The organism is Ruminococcus sp. Marseille-P328, from assembly GCF_964249465.1.
Classification (GTDB): Bacteria; Bacillota; Clostridia; order Lachnospirales; family Lachnospiraceae; genus Blautia_A; species Blautia_A faecis.
The window spans coordinates 67,629-92,662 of the sequence record NZ_CAXUBQ010000007.1 but is presented as its reverse complement, the minus strand read 5'-3'; the positions used below and the strand labels follow the sequence as shown (position 1 = coordinate 92,662).

The 25,034-nt window shown below is 41.7% G+C and carries 22 protein-coding genes and 2 pseudogenes; 5 read left to right on the top strand and 19 right to left on the bottom strand.

Going from position 1 to position 25,034, the window contains the following annotated elements; all coding sequences use genetic code 11:
• The first annotated feature begins 30 nt into the window (after positions 1–30).
• The 3 genes and pseudogenes from ACESTK_RS06925 to nth all read left to right on the top strand — a co-directional run bounded on the left by ACESTK_RS06925 (position 31) and on the right by nth (position 3,161).
• Complete coding sequence (locus tag ACESTK_RS06925) at positions 31–2,295, top strand: glycogen/starch/alpha-glucan phosphorylase (RefSeq protein ID WP_373119319.1); 2,265 nt, start codon at positions 31–33, stop codon at positions 2,293–2,295.
• A 73-nt stretch (positions 2,296–2,368) separates the two neighbouring features.
• A pseudogene (locus tag ACESTK_RS06920) lies at positions 2,369–2,548 on the top strand (hypothetical protein); the annotation flags it as partial.
• Positions 2,523–3,161 carry an endonuclease III gene (gene nth, locus ACESTK_RS06915; protein WP_187566123.1) on the top strand — a complete coding sequence of 213 codons (639 nt, stop codon included), beginning with the start codon at positions 2,523–2,525 and terminating at the stop codon, positions 3,159–3,161. The pseudogene ACESTK_RS06920 and the gene nth, both read left to right, overlap by 26 nt.
• A gap of 97 nt (positions 3,162–3,258) precedes the next feature.
• On the opposite strand, the gene ACESTK_RS06910 is transcribed toward nth, so the two are convergent.
• From ACESTK_RS06910 to ACESTK_RS06845, 14 genes are all read right to left on the bottom strand, one after another.
• Entirely contained in the window at positions 3,259–4,029 is a 771-nt protein-coding gene (locus ACESTK_RS06910; protein WP_148462177.1) for an ABC transporter permease, read from the bottom strand.
• Positions 4,004–5,041, bottom strand: a complete 1,038-nt coding sequence (locus tag ACESTK_RS06905) for an ABC transporter substrate-binding protein (RefSeq protein WP_237963715.1) — start codon at positions 5,039–5,041, stop codon at positions 4,004–4,006. Before ACESTK_RS06905 ends, ACESTK_RS06910 begins: the two co-directional genes overlap by 26 nt.
• A 346-nt stretch (positions 5,042–5,387) precedes the next feature.
• Positions 5,388–5,825: a MarR family transcriptional regulator gene (locus ACESTK_RS06900; protein ID WP_330602502.1), complete on the bottom strand. Its 438-nt coding sequence runs from the start codon at positions 5,823–5,825 to the stop codon at positions 5,388–5,390.
• A 99-nt stretch (positions 5,826–5,924) separates the two neighbouring features.
• On the bottom strand, positions 5,925–7,685 hold the full coding sequence (locus tag ACESTK_RS06895) for an acetyl-CoA carboxylase carboxyltransferase subunit alpha (RefSeq protein WP_237963824.1): 1,761 nt from the start codon (positions 7,683–7,685) through the stop codon (positions 5,925–5,927).
• A complete protein-coding gene (locus ACESTK_RS06890) occupies positions 7,675–9,039 on the bottom strand; it encodes an acetyl-CoA carboxylase biotin carboxylase subunit (protein ID WP_148462174.1) in 1,365 nt (454 codons plus the stop codon). Before ACESTK_RS06890 ends, ACESTK_RS06895 begins: the two co-directional genes overlap by 11 nt.
• Before the next feature lie 36 nt (positions 9,040–9,075).
• Positions 9,076–9,504, bottom strand: a complete 429-nt coding sequence (gene fabZ / locus ACESTK_RS06885; protein WP_118578791.1) for a 3-hydroxyacyl-ACP dehydratase FabZ — start codon at positions 9,502–9,504, stop codon at positions 9,076–9,078.
• Positions 9,505–9,625: 121 nt separating this feature from the next.
• Positions 9,626–10,162 (bottom strand): acetyl-CoA carboxylase biotin carboxyl carrier protein, encoded by a 537-nt coding sequence (gene accB, locus ACESTK_RS06880; RefSeq protein WP_118578789.1) that lies wholly within the window; start codon positions 10,160–10,162, stop codon positions 9,626–9,628.
• 106 nt (positions 10,163–10,268) lie between these two features.
• Positions 10,269–11,507 (bottom strand): beta-ketoacyl-ACP synthase II, encoded by a 1,239-nt coding sequence (gene fabF, locus ACESTK_RS06875; RefSeq protein WP_227200596.1) that lies wholly within the window; start codon positions 11,505–11,507, stop codon positions 10,269–10,271.
• On the bottom strand, positions 11,504–12,244 hold the full coding sequence (gene fabG, locus ACESTK_RS06870; protein WP_227200587.1) for a 3-oxoacyl-[acyl-carrier-protein] reductase: 741 nt from the start codon (positions 12,242–12,244) through the stop codon (positions 11,504–11,506). The genes fabF and fabG overlap by 4 nt, the downstream gene beginning before the upstream one ends.
• Positions 12,245–12,392: 148 nt before the next feature.
• Entirely contained in the window at positions 12,393–13,319 is a 927-nt protein-coding gene (fabD, locus tag ACESTK_RS06865; RefSeq protein ID WP_227200586.1) for an ACP S-malonyltransferase, read from the bottom strand.
• Complete coding sequence (gene fabK, locus ACESTK_RS06860) at positions 13,312–14,250, bottom strand: enoyl-[acyl-carrier-protein] reductase FabK (RefSeq protein ID WP_118578783.1); 939 nt, start codon at positions 14,248–14,250, stop codon at positions 13,312–13,314. The genes fabD and fabK overlap by 8 nt, the downstream gene beginning before the upstream one ends.
• A 145-nt stretch (positions 14,251–14,395) precedes the next feature.
• Positions 14,396–14,620 (bottom strand): acyl carrier protein, encoded by a 225-nt coding sequence (gene acpP, locus ACESTK_RS06855; protein ID WP_118578781.1) that lies wholly within the window; start codon positions 14,618–14,620, stop codon positions 14,396–14,398.
• Between the two features lie 280 nt (positions 14,621–14,900).
• Positions 14,901–15,869 carry a beta-ketoacyl-ACP synthase III gene (locus ACESTK_RS06850; RefSeq protein WP_373119272.1) on the bottom strand — a complete coding sequence of 323 codons (969 nt, stop codon included), beginning with the start codon at positions 15,867–15,869 and terminating at the stop codon, positions 14,901–14,903.
• Between the two features lie 149 nt (positions 15,870–16,018).
• Positions 16,019–18,232, bottom strand: a complete 2,214-nt coding sequence (locus ACESTK_RS06845) for an Ig-like domain-containing protein (protein WP_373119270.1) — start codon at positions 18,230–18,232, stop codon at positions 16,019–16,021.
• Between the two features lie 133 nt (positions 18,233–18,365).
• On the opposite strand from ACESTK_RS06845, the gene ACESTK_RS06840 reads away from it, so the two are divergent.
• Positions 18,366–20,369 carry a DUF2142 domain-containing protein gene (locus tag ACESTK_RS06840; protein ID WP_373119268.1) on the top strand — a complete coding sequence of 668 codons (2,004 nt, stop codon included), beginning with the start codon at positions 18,366–18,368 and terminating at the stop codon, positions 20,367–20,369.
• 96 nt (positions 20,370–20,465) lie between these two features.
• Positions 20,466–20,552: pseudogene (locus ACESTK_RS06835) on the top strand (DUF6783 domain-containing protein); the annotation flags it as partial.
• Positions 20,553–20,649: 97 nt separating this feature from the next.
• On the opposite strand, the gene ACESTK_RS06830 reads toward ACESTK_RS06835, so the two are convergent.
• The 5 genes from ACESTK_RS06830 to ACESTK_RS06810 form a co-directional block, all read right to left on the bottom strand.
• Entirely contained in the window at positions 20,650–21,585 is a 936-nt protein-coding gene (locus tag ACESTK_RS06830) for a glycosyltransferase family 2 protein (RefSeq protein WP_148462165.1), read from the bottom strand.
• 218 nt (positions 21,586–21,803) lie between these two features.
• Positions 21,804–21,983 (bottom strand): hypothetical protein, encoded by a 180-nt coding sequence (locus ACESTK_RS06825; RefSeq protein WP_226836596.1) that lies wholly within the window; start codon positions 21,981–21,983, stop codon positions 21,804–21,806.
• Positions 21,984–22,184: 201 nt separating this feature from the next.
• Positions 22,185–22,370: a hypothetical protein gene (locus ACESTK_RS06820; protein ID WP_148462163.1), complete on the bottom strand. Its 186-nt coding sequence runs from the start codon at positions 22,368–22,370 to the stop codon at positions 22,185–22,187.
• A gap of 111 nt (positions 22,371–22,481) precedes the next feature.
• Positions 22,482–23,501, bottom strand: a complete 1,020-nt coding sequence (locus tag ACESTK_RS06815) for an acyltransferase family protein (RefSeq protein ID WP_373119318.1) — start codon at positions 23,499–23,501, stop codon at positions 22,482–22,484.
• Between the two features lie 451 nt (positions 23,502–23,952).
• Positions 23,953–25,008 (bottom strand): acyltransferase, encoded by a 1,056-nt coding sequence (locus ACESTK_RS06810; protein WP_148462161.1) that lies wholly within the window; start codon positions 25,006–25,008, stop codon positions 23,953–23,955.
• Positions 25,009–25,034 lie beyond the last annotated feature (26 nt).

Here is a 25,034-nt window from a genome sequence, read left to right as displayed (position 1 = left end):
GCATCATTCACACGCTCTCGAAAGGAGAAAATAATTATGAAAGCTTTAGAAACTATGATCCAGAACATGTTCCACAAAGACTGCGCAGCATGTACCGACCAGGAAGTATACGAAGCACTTCTCACCTATACAAAAGAGCAGTTAGCTGCAAAAGGCTATCACGATGGCAAGAAAAAAATTTACTATATTTCTGCCGAATTTCTCATTGGTAAGCTTCTTTCCAACAATCTGATCAATCTTGGAATCTACGATGAGGTTGCAGAATTTCTGAAAAAAAATGGCAAATCTCTTGCAGAAATTGAATCCGTTGAGCCGGAACCATCTCTTGGAAATGGTGGTCTTGGACGTCTGGCTGCATGTTTCCTGGATTCTATTGCAACACTTGGACTTCCTGGAGAAGGTATTGGTCTGAATTACCATCTTGGACTTTTCAAACAGGTTTTTGAAGACAATCTTCAGCATGAAGTACCGAATCCATGGATCACTCCTGATTCCTGGCTGACTGCTACAAATGTAACTTATATGGTTCCTTTCAGAGGTTTTTCCCTGAAATCTACCATGTATAGTATTGATGTTGCAGGCTATGAAAACAAAGCGATCCACCTTAATCTTTTTGACATTGATCTGGCAGATGAGTCCATGGTTCATGATGGAATTACCTTTAACAAAAAGGATATTCTCCACAATCTGACACTGTTCCTGTATCCGGATGACAGTGATGAAGATGGACGTAAGCTTCGTGTTTACCAGCAGTATTTCATGGTCAGCAATGCCGCTCAGCTGATTCTGGATGAGGCAGTTTCCAAGGGAAGCAACCTTCATGATCTGGCTGATTATGCTGTTGTTCAGATCAATGACACTCACCCAAGTATGATCATTCCTGAGTTCATCCGCCTTCTTGGTGAGCGTGGAATTGACTTTGATGAAGCTGCTGAAATCGTTTCCAATGTATGTGCATATACCAATCATACAATTCTGGCTGAGGCGCTTGAAAAATGGCCAATCCATTATCTGGAAGACATTGTTCCACAGCTGGTTCCGATTATCCGCAAGCTGGATGAAAAGGTAAAAGCCAAATATCCGGCTGAAAATCTTGCTATTATTGACAGCAATAATCTGGTTCATATGGCACATATGGACATTCATTATGGCTTCTCAATCAATGGTGTTGCAGCCCTTCATACAGAGATTCTGAAGAACTCCGAGCTGCATCAGTTTTATGAAATTTATCCTGAAAAATTCAATAATAAGACCAATGGTATTACTTTCCGCCGCTGGTTAATGTATTGCAACCAGCCACTGACCAAGTTTATTTCTTCACTTATTGGAGAGGGTTATAAAAAAGATGCCGATGAACTGAAGAAGCTTCTTGCTTACAAGGATGATCAGAAGGTTCTGGATCAGCTGCTTGAGATCAAGACAAATGCAAAGAAAATCTGCAAGGATTTTGTTCTGGAAAATACTGGTATCGAGATCGATGAAAACAGTGTTTTTGATATCCAGATCAAGAGACTTCATGAGTATAAACGTCAGCAGTTAAATGCTCTTTATATTATTTATAAATATCTGGAAATCAAAGACGGAAAGAAACCGGAACGACCGATTACTTTCATCTTTGGTGCAAAAGCAGCTCCTGCTTATTACATTGCAAAGGATATCATTCATCTGCTTCTGACTCTAGAAACCCTGATTCAGAATGACCCAGACGTAGCACCTTATATGAAGCTTGTTATGGTGGAAAACTACAATGTAAGTGCTGCTGAAAAACTGATCCCTGCTTGCGATATTTCCGAGCAGATTTCCCTGGCTTCCAAGGAGGCAAGCGGTACTGGAAACATGAAGTTTATGCTGAATGGTGCTATTACTCTTGGTACTATGGACGGAGCAAATGTGGAGATCAGTGATCTGGTTGGCAAGGATAATATTTATATCTTTGGTGAGTCCAGTGATGAAATTATCAAGCATTATGAGAAGATGGATTACAATTCCAGAGCAATTTATGAGGGAGATGCTGATATTAAAAAGTATGTAGATTTTATTGTCAGCGAGCCGATGCTGAAGCTTGGTAAAGAGGAACATCTGAGAAACTTCTATAACGAACTTTTGAATAAAGACTGGTTTATGACTTTGCTGGATCTCAAAGATTATATTAAAGTTAAAGATCAGGTATTTGCGGATTATGAAGACCGCAACAGCTGGGCAAAGAAAATGCTCGTAAATATGGGAGAAGCCGGATTCTTCTCTTCTGACAGAACCATTGAGCAGTATAATAAAGATATCTGGCATTTAAACTAAAAAGTGCATCCCGCGGCAGTATATATAGCTGTCGCGGGATTTTTTTTAACAATATTCACATTTTCACTCTGAAGTATTACTTTTTTCCGTTACTGTCCGCAGAGTCAACAGTGATCTTTTTCCCATTACTGTTCCCCTAAGTTCGTACAAAATAAAGCAGCATAACCTTGCAAAATCGAGGATTTCCAATTACAATGAATACATCATTCATGAAAGGATTTTACAAAATGACAAAGGAAGAACTCGCTCTTGAAGTAATAGATCGATTAAAGAAAGAATACCCCCTGGCAGATTGCACTCTTGATTACGACGAAGCCTGGAAACTGTTGGTTAGCGTACGGCTGGCAGCACAGTGTACAGATGCCAGAGTCAATGTTGTAGTGCAGGATCTGTATGCCAGATATCCGGACGTAGCCGCACTTGCAGCAGCTACCCCTGAAGAAATTGAAGCGATTGTAAAGCCTTGCGGACTGGGAAAAAGTAAAGCCAGAGACATCAGCGCATGCATGAAAATCCTGCATGAAAAATACCATGACAATGTTCCATGTGACTTTGACGCTCTTCTCGCCCTCCCCGGTGTAGGACGCAAAAGTGCCAATCTGATCATGGGCGATGTATTCGGTAAACCAGCTATTGTCACTGATACACACTGCATTCGTCTCACCAACCGGATTGGCCTTGTGGATGGAATCAAGGATCCTAAGAAAGTTGAAATGGCACTGTGGAAAATCATTCCGCCGGAAGAGGGAAATGACTTCTGTCACCGCCTGGTAAACCACGGACGGGAAGTCTGTACTGCCAGAACCAGGCCTTATTGTGACAGATGCTGTCTCGCTGATATCTGCGCAAAAAACGGAGTAGACTAAAGCAAAGGCTTTCTGCAGGATATGCAGGTTTTAAAGCTCCCTATAAAAAGGAAGCATTTTCGCCCGGATATTTTCTCGAAAATGCTTCCTTTTACGGTTATTCTCCCACACTTCTTCTCAACGCAAACATAAAAATCTTCTCAAATCCCACACTCACTGCAATAATGACAATTGTCCATGCAAACAGGTCTGGTGTCTCCAGATACACCTTGGCTTTGTATAATTTTTCACCGATGGAACCAGCAGGAATGCCGATTACTTCAGCCGCAATTCCCGCTTTCCAACAGAGACCAAGTCCCAGTTTACAGGCAGTAACTGCATATGGCATAACCTGGGAAAGATAGATAAATTGTAATTTTTTTCCCACTCCCGCTCCAAAGGAATCTGCCATCTCCAGAAGCTGTTTGTCCGTCTGCCTGATTCCTTCCAGAATATTTGTATATACCACTGGAAAAACCATGAGAAACGAAATAAAAACGGATAAGTTTCTGGATGGGATCCAAATCAGGCACAGAATGATAAAAGAAGCAACTGGCGTAGCTTTTATCACCATGATCAATGGCTCCATCAGCACTTCCACAGCAAAAAAAGCAGAAGAAAGCGCCGCCAGAACCGTTCCCAGGATCAAAGCCAGAGAAAATCCCAGTATAATCCTTACGAAACTGAACACCACAGATTTCCAGAAATCTCCCATTACAATCAATTCGGTAAGTCTCTTTATAACAGAAACAGGAGATGCCAGAAGGATCTCCTGTTTCAGCCACATACTGGTCAGCTGCCATACCATAATCCATACAGCAGCTGCCACAATTTTATAAAATATCCGATATTTTTTTGCCTTATCAGCGTTTATAATAGAAGTCCTCATCTGGTAACTGACCTCCGATTGTTTCCGGATTCTGCTCATTTAGTGTGTTCAGATAGCCGGAAAGAATGGTCTGCATTTCGTCGCCCTCCATGAATACAATACTGCATTCCGGAATGGCTTTTGCTGCAACTTCTGCCGGAATAATATCATGGTTTCCAATGATCTGGGCAGCTGCTTCTGTATCAGAATTTACAAATTCTACAGAGTCCTTATATGCATCCATAAACGCATCAATATCTGCTTCATGCTCTTTCAGATAATCATTTCTGGCAATTACAACACCTGTTACCAGCCTGCTTCCATCTGTTGCAGAAGACTCCCAAAGCTCATTCAGGTCAAGGGCCACACGAAGGTTCTCATTCTTCATAAGTGCAGTGGTTACAAAAGGCTGTGGAAGAAGTCCAACTGCTGTCTGGTCTTCTGCAAGCGCTGCTACAACCTCTGCATGCTCAGACTTGTACTCAATGGTCACATCCTTCTCCGGATCCAGTCCATTAGACTTCAGAACAGAGTTTAACGCATACTCCGGAGTCGCACCTTTACCACTGGCATAGATCGTTTTTCCCTTTAAATCATCTACAGACTGGATGGAATCACCATTCTCCACCAGATAAAGAACACCAAGAGTATTTACTGCCAGAACGCTGACGTTTTTATCTGTTTTCTGATATAAAACGGAGGCTAAATTGGATGGAACAGCTGCTACATCTACCTGTCCCTGAACGATCATTGGAACAATTTCATCTGGAGATGCAGCAAGGGAAAACTCGTAATTCTCATCGTCCAGAAGCTGTGCCATTCCCATTGCAGTAGGTCCCTTCAGTGCCCCAATTTTCATTACAGAACTGTCTGAATCCGTCTCATCAGCCGGCTCTTCTGATGTCTCATCTGCCGCTTCCGTTTCTTCATTCTGTTCTTCTGCCAATACAATATTTGCGCTTCCAATACCTCCAGCCATTGTTCCAACACCAAGTGCAGCGGCCATAAACCATGATAATGCTCTTCTCTTCATAGAATGTCCTTTCCGGATCTTTACCTGATCCCATCAGTTCGTAATAGGTTACTGTTCACTGGTAACATTCCGCGAGGTGTTTTTTGTGAACAAAGTTCACAGAAAACCCGAGAGTTGCGGCGCGAAATCATGCAAAGCATGATTTCTGTGCATCGCGAAGCGTGTTACTGTGAACGGAGTGAACAGTAACCGTAATAGAAAATATACTGCTGCAACAGTCAGATATTTGTCTCTTGGATTTATAGTCAAACTATATGCGTCATAATCATTATCCAGATCAAAATATGGGCTTCAAAAAAGAGAAGTTCAGCTTTATCACAGTCAAAATGCCCTGGTTCTACCGATATTATGATTTATACTGTCTAAAGAAAAGGGTCAGACTGTCCAGGGCCTTGGCAAGGACAAGCGCTTCCTTCTCGTCCAGTACATCAAGCACTGCATCTGTCATTTTGCGGTGAAATTCCGCATGGTGATGATATGCCTTTCTTCCTTTCAGGGTGAGATGGATAAATACCACACGGCGATCCTGCTCACTTCGCTCCCTTGTGGCGTATCCCTTTTTTACAAGGCTGTTCATGGAAGTAGTCAGGGAACCTACGGTGATATTCAGTTTGGCCGCAATGTCGGACATTTTGTTCCCGCCAAGGCCTACAGCTTCAATAATATGCATATCATTATTCGTGATATCCTTATATTCTTCCGTAATGATCGCCTGCTCTTCCAGCTCCATAATCTCGTTGAACAGATGTACCAGTACATCATTAATAACTTCCCTGTTCTCCACTCTTTTCTCTCCTATAATGTGACAACATTATTTTCTATAAAACATTCAAGCAAATATTTACGGTAAGTATATCACAATTTGATATGTTTTTCTACAATTTTACAAATTTCTAAAACGAGTATAGCGCTTATTCAGTAATTTTTCCGGATCAAGCAACTGATAAGTTTCCAGGAATTCTTCTATTCTGTTTTTCAACTCTTCCATGGTATCTGCCATATTTTCTCTGGTAAGAGGCTGATTCTCAGGGATTACCTGCTCAATAATTCCAAGCTCCTTCAGATCTGCGGCTGTCAGCTTCATTACTTCTGCGGCTTCCTTTGCCCGTGTGCTGTCTTTCCACAAAATAGATGCAAAGCCTTCTGGTGAAAGAATTGAATAAATGGAATTCTCCATCATCCAGACCTGATCACCTACGGCAAGAGCAAGGGCTCCACCGCTGCCGCCTTCTCCGATTACAATAGAAAGCACCGGAACTTTAAGGCTGGAGAGCTCATACAGATTTCGGGCAATTGCCTCTCCCTGGCCTCGTTCTTCCGCCTCCAGTCCACAGAATGCCCCAGGTGTATCCACAAGGCAGATCACTGGTCTGTGGAACTTTTCTGCCTGCTTCATAAGCCGTAGGGATTTTCGGTAACCTTCCGGAGAAACCATGCCAAAATTATGGGCAATATTCTCTTTTGTACCATTTCCTTTTTCCTGGACAATCACAGTTACAGGCTTTCCTGCCAGGTATGCAATACCGCCAACCAGAGCCGGGTCATCACCAAAAAGTCTGTCTCCATGAAGCTCTGTAAAATAATCAAACAACCATGGAAGATAATCTTTTCCTGTTGGGCGTTCTTTGCTTCGTGCAAGAGAAACATGCTCCCAGGCAGATTTTTTTGCTGTGATTTTCGTCGTAAAATCCACATTCAATTTGCTGTTTACAGACATGCTATCAGCTGAATCAGATTTTTTTACAGAAATATTCTCTGCATTTTCCTGCCCGTCCAGACTTTCTGCGCAGTCATTTTTACAGTGCATTTTCAAGAGTCTGGCCAGTGTTTCTTTCATGTTCTTTCGTTCTGCAATCTGATCAATAAATCCATGTTCCAACAGAAATTCTGAACTCTGAAATCCTTTAGGAAGCTTCTGCCGGATCGTTTGTTCTATCACTCTGGGACCTGCAAAACCAATTAATGCACCTGGTTCTGCCAGGATAATATCTCCCAACATGGCAAAGCTTGCTGTCACACCACCGGTAGTTGGATTCGTAAGGACACTGATATAAAGAAGCCCGGAATCGCTGTGTCTTTTTAAAGCTGCGGAAGTCTTTGCCATCTGCATCAGGGATACAATTCCTTCCTGCATTCTGGCACCTCCTGAGCAGGCAAAAAGCACTACAGGCAGACGTTCCTGTGTTGCCCTTTCCACTGCTCTGGCAATTTTTTCTCCCACATTTTCTCCCATACTAGCCATGAGAAAACGGCTGTCACACACTCCAAGCACTACAGATATTCCGCCTATTTTTGCCTTTCCTGTGACAATTGCTTCGTCCAGGTTTGTCTTTTCCTGAAGCTTTTTTACCTTCTCTTCGTACCCTTTATAGGACAAAGGATTACTTATTGGCATTACCCTATCCCACTCTTCAAAGGTTCCTTCATCTGCCAGCATTTCGATTCTTCTCCTTGCATGAACACGGAAATAATTGCCGCAATGCGGACAGATATAGGCATTCTTTTTCACCTCATCTACAAATACAGCGGCCTTGCAGGCATTGCATTTCTTCAGCATACCATCCGGCACTTCTGGTTTCAGTTCTTTATCTGCACCTGCAGATTTGTTTGCAATTGTACGTTTAAAGGCATATCTAAGCTTCATTTACCTTCACTCCTCCGATCTGATGACTCTCCAGAAAGCCGATATCAAATACACCTTTCTGATAGTCCGGATCGTTCATAATTTCAAACTGATAGTCTACATTTGTATCAACACCCTGAATGATCATTTCTCCCAGAGCGCTTTTCATTTTTGCAATTGCTTCCTCACGGTTATTGCCGTGTACGATCAGCTTTGCAAGCATGGAATCATAATACGGTGGAATCTGATAACCATTGTAAATTCCTGTATCTACCCGGATTCCCTGGCCTCCGGGAAGATGAAGATCCGTGATTGTTCCAGGTGACGGGCGAAAATTTTTCCATGGATTTTCGGCATTAATACGACATTCTATAGCATGTCCCTGAATATGAATATCTTCCTGGGAAAAAGGCAGAGCTTCCCCGGAAGCAATCCTTAACTGCTCCTTAACCAGATCCAGACCGGTAACCCATTCTGTCACAGGATGCTCAACCTGAATACGGGTATTCATCTCCATAAAATAAAATTTCCCTGTCTTTTCAAGGAGAAATTCAATAGTTCCGGCATTTACATAATGTGCTGCTTTCGCCGCTTTTACTGCTGCAATTCCCATCTCTTTCCGCAGCTCTTCTGACACTGCCATAGAAGGAGATTCTTCAATCATTTTCTGATGATTTCGCTGAATCGAACAGTCCCTTTCTCCAAGGTGTACTACATTTCCATGACTGTCTGCAAGGATCTGAAATTCAATATGTCTGGGATGTTCCACAAAATGCTCGATATACATGGTTCCATCTCCAAATGCGATCTGAGATTCCTTCTGGGCTGTAAGAAATGCCAGTTCAAAGTCCTCCGGAGAGAAGGCAGTTCTCATACCTTTTCCACCGCCTCCAAGAGCTGCTTTTATGATGACCGGATAGCCAATCTGACTGGCCTCTCTTGCTCCTGTTTCCACATCCAGAATAGCTTTTGTAGTGCCGGGGATTACTGGAACTCCTGCTGCTTCCATGGTATTTCTGGCAATCTGTTTGTTTCCCAGATTCTGGATTACCTGTGATGGAGGTCCCACAAAAGTGATGCCGCACTGCTCACAAATCTGGGCAAATCTGGCATTTTCAGATAAGAAGCCAAATCCAGGATGTATTGCATCTGCACCGGATACTATGGCGGCACTGATAATACTTTCCATATTCAGATAACTTTTAACAGAAGGTCCCGGTCCAATACAGATGGCTTCGTCTGCAAGCTGCGTATGCAGGCTTTCTTTGTCTGCCTCAGAATACACTGCAACTGCTTCTATTCCCATTTCCCGACAGGCGCGGATGATCCTTACGGCAATTTCTCCGCGATTGGCAATTAATAACTTTCTGATCATAATTTCACCCTTCCGAGTATCGTTATATATATCTATCTAGCCCACCATAAAAGTAAGTTCCGCTTTCACTACAACCTTTCCATCCACAGTTGCCACAGCCTCTCCAACACCCATAGGCCCTTTCTGTTTCATGACTTTCATTTCCAGTTTTAGCTTATCTCCAGGCTGAACTTTCCCTTTAAACCGGCACTTATCAATGCCGCCAAAGTAAGCAATCCTGCCTTTGTTTTCAGGCTTGGAAAGAATCGCGACCGCACCTGTCTGTGCCAGTGCCTCCACGATCAGAACGCCTGGCATTACCGGCTCCTGGGGAAAATGTCCTTTAAAAAAATCCTCCCGGAATGTGACACATTTATAGCCAACAGCAAATTCTCCCGGTTCATAATCTTCGATGTAGTCAACCAAAAGGAACGGGTGACGATGAGGAAGGATTTCCTCAATTTGTTTTATATTTAAGTGATTCATATCTGCTCCTATTTCATTGAAAAACAAATGTATTTATCCTATTTTTGATAAAATGGTCTGCGTGTCAAAAGGGATTCTGACCTTTTAACATGGATATTATAAAATTTAGCTTCTTTCCATATCAACGGATTACAAATAACGGCTGTCCATACTCTACAGGCTGACCGTTTTCAACCAGAATTTCTGCAACTTCTCCATCAAAATCGCTTTCAATATCGTTCATCAGTTTCATAGCTTCTACAATAGCAAGAATCTGTCCTTTTTTTACTATATCTCCCACTTTTACAAAGGCAGGAGCATCCTCAGATGGAGCTGCATAGAATGTTCCTACCAGAGGAGATTTCACAGTATTTCCTGTTGGTTCTCCGTTGGAAATCATTGTATCTGAAGCCTGTTTTTTCTCACTTGCAGAAAGTTCTTTATCCGCCATTTTTCTATCTGGAGCCTGTTCTGAAATGCTATACTTTTCTCCATATACGAAACCTTTTTCTCCTGTTTCAGCACCAGATAATATGTTATTTTGCATGGTTCCAGGTATGATCACAGGTGCAATTTTATTATTTAAAGTCAGTTTCACTCCATCACTTTCATAGCAGAAAGACTCCAGATGAGAAGCTGATACATGGTCAACCAACTTTAATATCTGTTCAAATTCCATGATTTTTTCTCCTTATTTACAGCAATTTCTGCAGCAATTCATACTTTAAATGTAGCTGTTCAGTACCTTCAAAGTTACAGGCTTCGCAAACTGATATTACTCACTTTTACCTGTATTTTTTCATTAAAAGTACTGCGTTATGTCCACCAAATCCAAGAGAATTACTCATAGCATAATTTACTTCCTGCCGTGTTGGTCCGCCGATACAATAATCGAGATCCAACTCTTCTTCTGTCTCCTTTGTGCCTACAGTCTGATGAATAAAACCTTCCTCAATGGACTTCACACAGACAACAGCTTCCACACCTCCGGCGGCTCCTAAAAGATGTCCGATCATAGATTTAGTAGAATTGATTTTTACCTTCTTTGCCGCATCTCCAAGTGCTGCTTTAATGGCTCTTGTCTCAAAGAGATCGTTGTGATGTGTACCGGTTCCGTGCGCATTAATGTAGTCGATTTCTTCAGGTTGTACACCAGCTTCTTTCATGGCATCCGTCATAGCATGCGCCGCTCCGCTGCCGTCTTCAATCGGAGAAGTAATGTGGTAGGCATCGGCAGTTGCGCCATATCCCACTACCTCAGCATAGATCCTCGCACCACGTGCTTTTGCATGCTCAAGTTCCTCCAGAACAACAACTCCGGCTCCTTCTCCAATTACGAAACCGCCTCTTTCTTTATCGAATGGAATGGATGCACGATATGGATCCTGACTGGTGCTAAGAGCGGTCAGATTCGTAAATCCAGCCACACCAACCGGGCTGATCGCACCTTCCGTTCCCCCTGCGATCATAACTTCTGCATCGCCATACTGGATTGCACGAAATGCATCTCCGATACAATGTGTTCCAGACGCACAGGCAGTCACTACGTTGGTGCATTTTCCCCTTGCACCAAGCGCAATGGATACGTTTCCAGCGGCCATATTGCTGATCATTTTGGGAACAAGAAGAGGGTCAACCTTGGATGGTCCGCGCTGGATCAGTCTCTGATCTGCTGCCTCCATTGCAGGAAGGCTTCCAATGCCAGAACCCACAATTACCCCGATGCGGAAAGGATCTTCTTTTTCCATTTCAATTCCTGCATCTGCCATAGCTTCCTTTGATGCAGCCACTGCATACTGGGAAAACAACTCCATTCGTTTGGCAGCTTTAAAATCCATATAATCTTTTGCATTAAAATTTTTTACTTCTGCAGCAAGCTTCACCTTAAAATCTGCAGTATCAAATCTGGTAATTTCTCCGATTCCTACCTTACCTGTTTTTACACTTTCCCAGAAGGCCTGCACATTATTTCCCACAGGTGTTACTGCTCCAAGTCCAGTCACCACTACACGTCTTTTACTCATAACATTCCTCCGTCTACGCACAAAACCTGCCCTGTAATATATCTGGCTTCCGGTGATGCCAGGAATGCTACTGCCTTGGCTACATCCTCCGGTTCACCATAAGTTCCCATAGGAATATTCTTCAAGGTTTCTTCTTTTACCTTATCAGAAAGTACATCTGTCATGTCCGTTCTGATAAAGCCAGGAGCAACGGCATTTACGGTAATTCCTCTTGATGCAAGTTCCTTTGCTGCAGTCTTTGTGAGACCGATCACACCTGCTTTTGAGGCTGCATAATTAGCCTGTCCGGGGTTTCCGCCGATGCCAACAATGGATGCCATATTTACAATGCGTCCGCTTTTCTGCTTCAACATCTGTCTGGTCACATGACGAATGCAGTTAAAAGTTCCTTTAAGATTTGTATCTATAACCCTGCAGAAATCTTCCTCACTCATTGCCATCAGAAGCCCGTCTTTTGTAATTCCTGCATTATTCACCAAGATATCTATCTGTCCATATTTTTTTACTGTTTCTTTAATAAAAGCACCGCAGGCATCAAAGTCAGATACGTTGCACTGACTGGTTTCAGCCGAACCTCCGGCAGCAATAATCTCTGCTTTCACTGCCTCTGCTTTTTCTTTTGAACCATTATAATTTATAACTACAAATGCTCCCTTAGCAGCAAGTTCAAGAGCAATTGCTCTTCCGATTCCACGGGAAGCACCTGTTACAACTGCAATCTTTTTTTCTGCATTCATTCCTTGTTTTACTCCTGTAAAGTCAGGTGAATATCATATTTTTCCAGCACGACAAACATTAACTTTTCCTTTGTTAACCACTTCTGAATTTCTCCGTATCGGCTGCTTCTGATAATACCTGTATTATTTTAATTAACTGTTTTTGATCTTATTTTCTACTGTGTATAAGATCTGAAATCTGTTCAAGATCTTCCACATTCTGAATATTATAGGTCTTCATTTCCGGCGCTATTTTCTTCATAAAACCAGCCAAAGTCTTTCCGGGACCAATTTCTACGAAAGTATCCACACCCTCCTGAATCATCTTTTCCACACTCTGCAGCCAGAGAACAGAGGAAGAAATCTGCCTTGCAAGAAGATTTTTTGTCTCGCTGATGTCTGTCACATACTGGGCGGTTACATTGGTCACATAAGGAATCTTCAGACCGGAAAACTCTACTTTTGACAGTTCTTTTTCCAGTTCTTTTCCTGCATTTTGAAGCAAAGAGGAATGAAAAGGACCACTTACTGCAAGGGAAAGTACACGCCTTGCACCGGCTTCTTTCAGCTTCACAGAAGCTTCTTCTACAGCGGGTTTTGGTCCTGTGATAACAATCTGTCCAGGGCAATTATAATTGGCAATTTCAGCCTTTGTTCCTGCAATTGCGGTCTGGATCTTATCTGCATCAAGACCTATAACAGCTGCCATAGAGCCTTCTCCTGCCGGCACTGCGTGTTCCATAAGAATTCCTCTTTTTCGCACAGTTACTATGGCATCTTTCACACTCATTCCACCTGAAACAGCGATGGCACAGTACTCTCCAAGGCTTAATCCGGCAGTTATATCCGGATGAAGCCCACACTCCTCCACCACTTTTTCCATTGCAAGACAAGTGGTTACCAGTGCTGCCTGCGTATATTCTGTAAGGTTTAATCTGTCATTTTTTTCAAAGCAAAGAGCTTTCATATCCAGAGAAAGCCATTGACTTGCCTGGTCAAAAATCTGTCTGGCAGAGGGATACTTTTCATAAAAATCCTGTCCCATTCCAGCCTTCTGTGCTCCCTGTCCAGGGAAAAGAAATGCGATCTTACTCATAAATTCCAGTTCCTTTCAACAACGCATCCGTCTCTTTTACCAGCTTTCTGATCAGTTCCTGACAGCTCATCTGCTCCTTCACAAGTCCTGCACTCTGACCAGCCATAACGCTTCCCATTTTCACATCTCCGTCTACAACAGCACGGCGCAGGCTGCCAAGTGTCATCTGCTCCAGTTCCTCAAACGGAACTCCTTCTGCCTCTTTTTTCAAGTATTCTTTTGTCATCTGATTGCGGAGAGCACGTACCGGATGACCGGTGGAGCGACCGGTTACTTTTGTGTCAATGTCCTTTGCTTTCAGTATCATATCTTTGTAATTCTGATGTGCCCAGCACTCTGTGGTTGCCACAAAATGAGTTCCCATCTGAACGGCTTTTGCACCAAGCATGAAGGCTGCTGCAATCCCTCTTCCGTCTGCGATTCCACCAGCTGCAATAACCGGAATGTTCACTGCATCTACGACCTGAGGCACCAGAACCATTGTGGTTGTCTCACCGATATGGCCGCCGGATTCACATCCTTCTGCCACTACGGCATCCGCTCCGCATCGCTCCATTCTCTTTGCGTGAGCCACAGAAGCAATAACCGGAATGATCTTTACTCCTGCTTCCTTCCACATTTTCATGTATTTCTCAGGGTTTCCTGCACCGGTTGTAACCACTGGAACTTTTTCTTCCACAATTACCTGTGCAATCTCATCTGCGTATGGACTCATCAGCATAATATTCACACCAAAAGGTTTATCGGTCAGTTTTTTTACCTCCCGTACCTGCTGACGAACCCAGTCTGCAGGAGCGCTTGCGGCTCCAATCAGCCCCAGTCCGCCAGCTGCTGAAACAGCTGCTGCCAGATGATATTCTGCCACCCAGGCCATGCCGCCCTGAATGATCGGGTATTCAATTCCAAGTAATTCTGTAACTTCTGTTTTCATGAAATTCTCCATTCTGTAATTCCGTTATACCATGCCCGCCTATGGCAAATACATGCCGGAATCATCCTTTAAATAACTTATATTTCCTGACATTCCGGCTGATTATTTCTGTATACTGCCAAAGTCTGAATACAAAATTTTCAAATTACTGGCGACTCTGAAGATAGCTTTCCACATCACCGATGGTCTTAATATTCTCAAGATCTTCAGTAGGAATCTCTACCTCAAACTCTTCCTCCAGTGCCATTACCATCTCAAAAAGATCAAGGGAATCTGCTCCGAGATCTTCTTTGAAAGATGTTTCTGCTGTCATTGTACTTACGTCTGCTCCTAATGAATCTGCTGCGATTTCTTTGATTTTTTCTAACATTTTTTTGTTCTCCTTATTTTGTTTTTTAGATTTTCAAATCCATTTTCAACTTTTTATGATTCAAAGCTTTACTTGGTTGCTGTTCACTTTATATGACCCGAGTGTGTTGAAAAAGACATTCTGCAAAATATACTGCAAAATAGGCGCGCAAATTGCGGAAATGATTTTCAAAGCGCTCTCTAACAACCTGTATTTATCAGCCTGAATTACCTGATTTCCATGGCAAAGCAGCCTTTTTTATCTGCTATAGTTTTATTTTTCAAAGCCCTGATACACATTTTTACCACTGAAGCAGGCTGGCTCCATAGGTAAGTCCACCGCCAAATCCTGAAAGGATAATCCAGTCTTCTGAATTTAATCTGCCTTTTTTATTCCACTCATCCAGGAGAAGCGGAATGCTTGCGGAGGATGTATTTCCTAAATTTTCTATGTTCATCGGATACTTTTCCAAAGGTTCGTTCATGTGTTTTGCCACTGAAGCAACGATCCTTTTATTCGCCTGATGAAGCATGTAAAAGCGGATTTCTTCTTTTGTTTTTCCTGCTTTTTCCAAAACCTCCATAATCACTTCCGGAACTTTGGAAACTGCAAATTTGAATACTTCTTTTCCATCCATCTGCATGTAAGTTGAAGAAATATCTGCGTCTTTTTCTATAAATTGCTGCTGATTGCGGCTGACACAGGTAAGGGCTTCGCCTCTGCTTCCAATAGAATGAACAGCCTGGGTATAGACTGCATTTTCTTCCGCTTCCAGCACCACCGCACCGGCGCCATCGCCAAACAATACGCAGGTACTTCTGTCCTTCCAGTTTGTAAGATGGGAAAGAGTTTCTGAACCGATTACCAATGCCCTGCGATAAATCTGCTGCCCCAGATAGGCTTGAGCTGTATTCAATGCCAACAGAAATCCTGTGCATGCACCGTTCAGATCAAAGCAGGCTGCGTTCACTGCACCGATCAGTTTCTGCACTTCACAGGCAGCACATGGCATAATCCTTTCAGATGACATGGTAGACACCAGGAGCAAGTCAATCTCTTCCGGTCGCATTCCTGCATCTGAAAGAGCTTCCTCAGCCGCACGAGCCGCCATATAAGCAACGTTCTCTCCACCGCTTGCAATGTGTCTCTGACCGATTCCGGTTCGCCCACGAATCCACTCATCACTTGTATCCATCATGTGGGACAGTTTGTCATTGTCCCACACCTGAACCGGCCTGTAGGAACCGGTTCCCTTTATTTTTCCAACCATAATACCCTCCAGGTATGTTGTGTAGTTTCTTGTTTTTATTTTAAAATAGTTTGATTATCAAAGTATATCATATTTTTGGGCTTTGTCAATAAAAAAATACTGTCAAAACCAAAACTTTATTTTGTTTCGGTTCTGACAGTATTTTGGGGTTATTTCTTTACTTTGACTTTGCAGGTAATTTTTTTGTTTCCTGACTTCACTGTAATTGTAGCTGTTCCTTTCTTTTTCGCAACTATTTTTCCTTTTGAATTTACTGCTGCTACTTTGGAATTGGAACTTTTATAAGTTACTTTTTGCTGGCTGGTGACTGGTGTGCGAGTAACTTTCAGCTGAAAGCTTTTTCCTTTTCTGGCAAGGATTATATTCCGTTTATTCACGGAAACAGCCGTTGTTTTTACAATGCCTTTCTGCACTTTTACCCGGAAAATCCTGCGGCTTCCGTTGGTATAGGTGATGGTTACCGTTGCTTTTCCGGCTTTTTTCCCAGTGATTTTGCCCTTCTTATCCACTTTGACAATCTTCTTATTGGTGGTGCGGACTGACTTTATTTTACCACCTGACTTGTAGGTTTGTTTTACCCGTAAGGTAAGTATGGTGGTAGTTGGTATAGGTGTCGCAGTCGGTATTGGAGCCACGCTTACAGTTGGTATCGGGGCTACACTCGCGGTGGGTGTCGTTTTCGCACTTGCCGTTGGCGCCGGTTTCACGCTTACAGTCGGTGCCGGTTCCGCACTTGCAGTCGGGGTCGGAGCCACACTTACGGTTGGCGCCGGTTTCACGCTTACGGTCGGGGTCGGTTCCGCACTTGCAGTCGGAGGCGGAGCCACACTTACGGTCGGCGCCGGTTTCACGCTTACGGTCGGGGTCGGTTCCGCACTTGCAGTCGGAGGCGGAGCCACACTTACGGTTGGCGCCGGTTTTACGCTTACGGTCGGGGTCGGTTCCGCACTTGCAGTCGGAGTCGGAGCCACACTTACGGTTGGCGCTGGTTTCACGCTTACGGTCGGGGTCGGTTCCGCACTTGCAGTCGGGGGCGGTCCCGCACTTACCGCCGCAGTTGGTGTCACTGTAGGCGCAGATGTAACTGCGGGCTCATTTTTCCCCTTATTATCCGCATAACTCTCTTCTGCCAGAACCGGCAAAATAAACACAGGACCAGCCGTTTCTGCTGAAGTAGTAGAAAAACTAGTATACTCCACACGTTCCTCACCAATGGTAATATATTGCCCCTTTGTAGCCCTTCCTACCAGCAAATACCGTGAAGATGGAGGGGTTCCCACATCATCCCATGTGGCATCCACCAGATACCAGTTTCCATCATCCATCTGTACATAATTCCACATGTGCGCTCCAGGAATTCCTGAAGAAGTTCCCCTGGCTGTTCCGCTGATACATGCACAATTTATTCCCATATAATAGCAGAAAATTTTCATGGATTTCGCATAGCCCTCACAGACAAATGCAGGATCTGCATCCAGAAACAACGAGGCGGCAGAATGCACCCACAAAGTATTATCGTTCCTGTAAGTAACTCTCTGACAGATATAATCATGAATCCGCTTTATTTTCTGCTCCATATCCATGCCCAAAGTCTGCTCATTCAGCTCTGCAACAGCATTCTGAACACCATCCATAAAATCCCCCATTCGAGTATGGGCATTCTCACTGATTTCCCTGTTCGCCGGTTTAAAGGTGAAATTCTTAAAGGTTCCCCTGTATCCGGTAGAAGAGGACCCATCCCGAACACAGCTGACCCGGTATCCATAGTTGCTGCCCCTGAACCAGAAAGCTTGTGGATAATCATAGGAAAAAGCATCTGAAGCTGCCTGAATTGCTGTTTTCACATCATCGGTAGCCTGTACATAGCTTTCTCCTTTTCTCTGAAAACTGCCATCCTCAACAACTGCTTCAAATGTAATGGTATCAGGAAATTCAAAAGGAAAATCAACGCTGTCCAGATACTGGCTGTAATCCACCACATAATTCTGCACCAGAAGATCGTACAAGGCCTTTGCATTTCCATCCAACTGAGCACCATAGCTGTCCGTGTAATAGTCCAGAGAAAAAAGGCTGATGCCGCTGTCAACGGAATCTCCTGCAATAGCACCGGAGATGATCTCACCAGATTCTTCTGCCTCAATCCTGTCATTTTCCTCTGTGGAAATTTCAGCCTGAAAGCCATTTAAATCCTCATTCCCCACTTCAGGAGCAGCTGAAAATTCCTCCTCGTTCTCCTCGTCAGCCCATATTTCTTCTACTGCCCCAAAGCCTTCTGCATCCTGCATTTCTGCGGCAACGCACAGGGGCTGAGCAGCCATGACAAATGTTGAAAGTATAACCAGTAAGCGCTTCCGTTTCTTCATTTATCCCTCTCTTTTCTTATAAATCATTGCATATTTATTTCCGATTCGTTATAATATTTTAACATGAAATTTTATTTTTGTGTGAATAGCAGAGCATATTTCACAAATATTTTTTACACAGGAGATTCTATATATGAATAAAGAAAAGAAAATACCAGGACATATCCTCTCGCTTTTTATCATTCTTCTCTCTATCAGTGGTGTATGTCTTCTTATGTATAAAGCCCAGTTTCGTTTTAACCTTCATCAGCCCATTGAGTACGTTATGATGACAACTCATAAACCTACAGGTACCATAACCTTGTCCTCGGATTCCCCCGTTCTTACAGAGACGTTTACCTGTACAGTTCCTGAGTTAAAGATGTTTACACTTGAGGGCACTGCAAAAAATAAAAATTCCAATGCCCGCCTTTTCATCACTCTGGCAAATGCAGATTCTGGAGAAATTTATTATCAGGCAGAACACGCACTTTCCGTTTTCCGAGCAACAAAAAAGAAAGAACTGACCTGCGATCTGCCCCAGCCAGTAAGTGCCTCTGAAAATGCACATTTACAATTAAAACTGGAATTAATAAATGGGGACAAAACGGTTCTTTCTTTTACATCAAATGAAAAACAGGCCCTGGTTCAGGAGTTTAACAACGATACAAACAGTCATACAAATATTATTTATTCCTTCACTTACGGCGACAATAATTTCATGCTTTATTTTTATATTGCGCTGTGTGTGATCTTGCTTTTATTTATAATAATGACATTTTATCTGATCATTATCCGCCAGATGACTGTGCAGAAATTTTATGTTCCTGTAGCTTTATTTCTGGGACTGATTTTCCAATGCCTGGTTACTGTTCACGGAGTTCCGGATGAACCAACGCATTTTGATGCAGCTTACAGCCTTTCTAACAAAATGCTGTTTGTAAAAAATACGGAAACCCCAGGCAGCACCATATATAAACGGCGTTGTGACGCTCAGTTAAGCGATATGTTAAGCAATGGACTGGAGACGAACTCCTACTACCAGCTTCTGTTTCACAGCCTTGAGTTTGCTTCGGATACGGATCTGATCGAGATTTCCTATGTAAGCACATCAAGTCTGGTTCCTGCAGTCGTTTATGTTCCGGCTGCGATAGGACTTAGTATAGGCAGGCTGCTACACCTTTCCCCCATGCTTACTTTCCAGCTGGCAAGAATCTGCAGTCTTTTGGTATTTATTCTTCTGGTCTATTTAGCCATTTGCATTGCACCATTTGGAAAAAATCTTCTGGGAGCACTTGGGCTTTTGCCTATCACACTGCAGCAGGCAGCTTCTGCTTCCTATGATTCTGTGATAAATGGGTTCATTTTTTTGTTTACGGCGCTGTGTTTTTACAGTTTACATAACCCCAGACGAAAAAAAAGTTACCTGATTGCTCTTGGATTTCTGGCACTGTTCATTGCAATTGTGAAAGGCGGGGTTTACCTTCCACTTTTGTTATTGTTGCTCATGTGTTTTTCCCATGTGCCCCATCATCACATGCATAAAAAGATGCGCTGGATCGTTCCTTTATGTATCTGCGTGGGAGCTGTCCTTTTAATTGCAGTTACTTTAATTAAATTTATGCCTATGTTTTCTGCAATGTTTGCCACAGATATTTCTGCGGATCCGGAAAATACTATTTATCCGATTTCATATGTATTCCAGCACCCGCTCCAAACCATTTATATTTTATGGAATACGGTCATCCAGTGCAGTGACACCATTCTACGAGGCTTATTAGGTGGAAAATTATCCTGGCTGGATATTAATATCAACTGGTCCCTTTTAATAGTATTCCTGATCATTCTTTTACTGCTTGTAAACGTAAAAGGAGACGCCCCGGTTTTCACCAGGAAAAACCGGACATTTATCGCCTTTAGCTGTCTGGGATCTTTGCTGCTGATCATGTTTTCCATGATGGTCGGTTATACCACAATGGATTGTGATCATATACAGGGCATTCAGGGACGTTATTTTCTTCCTCTTGCTCCAGCGCTGTTTTCCCTGTTCTCTACAGCTATGGTGTCTGTGGATCATAACCGCAGCTGTAAAATATGGGAAACTATGATGGTGATTGAAAGTCTTGTTGTTGTACAGGCTATAACAATGATCATATAACAAAAAGTGGAAGCCTTTTTTGTGCTTCCACTTTTTATTATTTCTCCAGGCAGACATATCTTCTCTAGAGCGTGTTTGAAAAGGGCTTTCTGCAAGATGTGCGTCACAATTTGTGGGAGATTTTGTCCGGATGAGGGCGCCGTAGCGGGCTACGACAATCGAATTCGGGCAAAATATACCGCAAAGTGGGGCATGCAGATTGCGGGAATGATTTTTCAAACAGGCTCTAGCGTTACTACCATATATGAACGTTCGTGCTTCGCACTGCTGTCCAGAACTTTCATAATAATTTGTTATACTGCTCCTGTATTCTCTGCAGTTCCATTTCAAAGTCCTGCCGGTTCTTCTGAACCATTGTCTGCAGGACCAGTCCGGAAAACAATGACTGAATTGCTCCCAAAACAGCAAAACCACATACGATCAGAGTAGGAATTTTTCCCACGCGTCCGGTTTCAAGGAAGGTTACAAATACCGGGATAAAGAATCCAATTCCAAGGATCAAAAGCACTGCTGCCACCAGTCCGAAGAATGCCATTGGCTTATAATTGCGGTATAATTTGGCTATGGTTTTCAGTACCCGGAAGCCATCTGAATATGTATTCAGTTTGGATTCACTGCCTTCGGGACGATCTCTGTACTCAATCACTTCATTTTCGATATACATGTTCTTATCAACTGCGTGAATGCTCATTTCAGTCTCAATCTCAAACCCCTTGGATAATACAGGGAAGGACTTTACAAACTGGTAGCTGAATGCTCTGTAGCCTGTCATGATGTCGTTTATCTGGGTTTTAAACATAATGTTAATGCATTTACGCACCAGACTGTTTCCAAAATTATGGAATGGCCGCTTATTCTCTGTAAAATAAGTAGATGACAGACGATCTCCCACTACCATATCAACCTTTTTATTCAATACCTTCTCAACCATTGAGGGGGCAAACTCTGCGGGATAAGTATCATCTCCGTCTGCCATGATATAGCACTGTGCATCAATTTCACGAAACATCCTGCGAATAACGTTTCCTTTGCCCTGCTGATATTCATATCTGACTACAGCACCTGCTCTGCGGGCAATTTCATCTGTATGGTCAGTGGAATTATTATCGTATACATATATTACCGCTTCCGGCAATACTTTCTTGAAATCTGTTACAACCTTTTCTATGGTTTTGCTCTCGTTGTAACAGGGGATTAGTACTGCTATTTTATCCATTTTAAATGTTTTCCTTTCCGGTGATTCTTAAGTAAGTTTTCTTTACGCAAAAAATCCGTCGATTGTCTTGTAGCTTTATTTTACTACATAGGCAATCGGCGGGCAAGGGGATTGTTCCCCAAACTATCCGATCAATACTTTTTTCCCCTCAATGTGAACCTCCAGAAATTTTCCGCCTAAAACTCGCACCACAGCCGCAGTTGTGGTGCATTCCTTGTCTATTCCTTTGTTTCTCTCTCAGTTTCTTCCACATTCAGGAAGTTCATTATCTCCTCATAAGACCGTCCACTCTTTACAATTGCTGACAGGATTTCATCTTTCCTTATCGTATCCCGCTTGTCCAATAGCTCTTTCAAAACTGCGGTTGCATGGTCATATCTTTTCTTCGCTGCGATCACATCCGCTTCCACTTTGTAAAGCGTACATTCGCAATCCGCTTCTCTACTTGCTCATGAACGCAGTCGCTTCGCGATCTGTCAGTGGGAGCTTTCAATTCCCACTGACAGAAGCATCCCCCTCACCTGCTGCTTAGTGCTCCGCACACTTGAAGCGGGGGAATGCTTATCTGCGTTCAATCTTTTCATCCAGGGCTTGATCTCCTACTTTTTACTGTAAGCTTTTCCGTCACTGTAATAAATATGAAAGTTCCTTTTTTTCGTGTCTCCCTCGCATAAAAAACGCTTCACTATCATACCGTATACATCATACCTGTCAACATATTTCCCCCGGCTGTTCTCAAAACCGCCCTGATTTTCCTCTATGATTCCACGGATAAAGTCCTTCATTCCCTTCTTTTTCCGACGTGTGATTTTTCGTAAGTGACTCAAAACCACTATATTACATTATATCAGGAGAAACGTCTGGAGTCACTACACCATGTTTTAAGACACTTACAATCATTTACACTGTAACAACATTTTAACTAAAGAAGAAGTTTCATTTTGCAATTTTTCTATAATTAATTTTTCAGATGGCATTAACAATTTTTCTACAAGACATAATAGCAAAAAGCAATATATGTATGCTTGAATTGTAGTACTTATAGTTATTGAAATGTTGAATATACCAAGAATCTGCGGAACCAATTCCTTTATTATAAATTCATTTCCACACAAATACAAAGATGCTCTTCCTAATCGTTCCAATATTTCTACACCCGATAGAAAATACGAAACTCTAAGAACTAAAAATATAGAAGGAAGCGGAGTGATAATTTCAAACATCTTTCCAATTATATCATTTAATCCAATTATTTTAGACAATAAATTATTTTTCCAAAATAGGGAAAACGAATATATAAAACATAATAGCAGAGCAATATTTGAAATCCATTTTACAAGTGATTTCTTACTTCTAAAAAGTTTAAGGACCGGCTCATATGTAATAAATCCTATACAATAAAAAATAGTATAGTATAATGCACTATCAATATTCCAATACCAACTTGGTTGTACGGTGGGAGGTGGAGAAATCAAAAACTGTGAGAACATAAATAAAATTAAGCATGTAATAAATATAATAATTTTTTTATTCATTTTCTTTATAAAAGAAAATAATATTTCAATAACAAACAGACAAGAAAGAAACCATAATCCGCCCCCAAAATTTATATGATTTCGAATATCCCCTTTTAATAAAAGCATTAAATTCTCGTGTATATAAACATTTGTATTTCTCAATACAGCATTATATAGAATGCCTAATATAGCAAAAAAGAAAAAAGGAATTAAAATATTAATAACCTTTTTTTGAATATTTTCTAATATTGTTTTATGATTAAAATTTTCAAGGCATCCAGACAAATAAAAAAATAAACATACGTGAAAACTAAAAACCCAATTATATGCATTTCCTGTCACAACTCCATAGTGTCCTAAATAAATAAAAAACATTCCAAAACATTTTGCAACATCAATTCATTGAATACGTTGCATATAATAAATTTGTGACTATAAATAGTAAGTGCAGTCTGAAACGCGTTATTGCCAAGATTTACAAATCTGCCCATGAAATAACCCCTCCATAATAACAAACCGCCGATTACCATGTAGGTTTATTTTACTACATTGGTAATCGGCGGGCAAGAGTGGAAAAATGTTCTTTGGGATGATATTCTCTATACGAGTTGATATTCACCAGCATATCGGGATCAAATGTCAAATTACATTCTTCAATTATCATTCCAACCCCTATCGTATAATTAATCAAATTATTCCATATCAGCATTGTATTCTAATTCATGTAAACATAGGAAAAAGTGTACTACTTTCAAGATTTACAGAGCTATCCATAATAACCAGCGTCGATTACTAAATAGTTTTTACATAAATAATCGACGAACAAAAGTCTAATATAATTATGCATTTTCTATAATCTGACCAATATTTTCTTGCTTAACTGCTGCATCGGCTTTTCTACGCATAAAAAAGAAAGCAGCGCTATTATGCATGTAATGCCAATACAAAATACCAATAACCAAATTTCTCCTATTACAATGCTGCTTTTATTAAACAGATATACTACGATCTGCTGCACAAAAAAACCATATAAATATAATCCATATGATATATCAGCCTGCGAAAAGCATTTTGCAAAGGTCGGTTTTTCCACCAATGCAAAGGAGAATATTGTATATGAAAATGTCACATATTTTAATATACAAAAGGTAAGCGATCCTGGGTTCAGACAGGACAACAGGAAGACTGCCAAAATACTTACCTGAATATTTAACAATTTCTGCATACATGGAAAAGTGAATAACACTCCAATCAGATACCACGGAATCAGTTCCATCGCAGCCCATATATCTGTCCCATATATGACACAACGCCATTCAGGATGATACAAAAGTTTTACCATTTGTAGACAACATAATACAACGGTAATCACAGAAACAAAAGCAAAAGAATATCTCTTCTCCTTTTTTTTTCCTGCAAGAATCAAAATAATCGGAACCAAAATATACATTGCGAATTCTATAGGCAGAGTCCATAATGAACCATTTACTGCATTGGGATATGGATTTGTTTCAAACACTCCTGGCAGTGAATATGCTGGAAATAACAATATATTTCGCAGATAATTTCTAACCAGTGGTGACTGAAAATATTCGTTGATTGTAAGTGTTGACAGGATTGGTCCAATCACATAAGCAGCAACTAATGTAAATGCAATAAGCGCAGGAAAAATTCTAAAAACTCTTTTCGTCATATACCGTACCGGATTAGAATCTGATTCCCAGCTTTTCGCAATAAGAAATCCACCAATCAAAAAGAAGATTTTTACTCCGAGCGCCTGAATTCCTTCTCCCCATAATGTAGGAAGGGTATAGCCACCAATATATGCCATATGTCCAGCCATAACCATTATTGCAGCAACAAACCTAATGATATTAAAATTATTGTCTCTTTTCTCCCTCGCCATTAAATAATTTCTTTCTCCATTTCCTC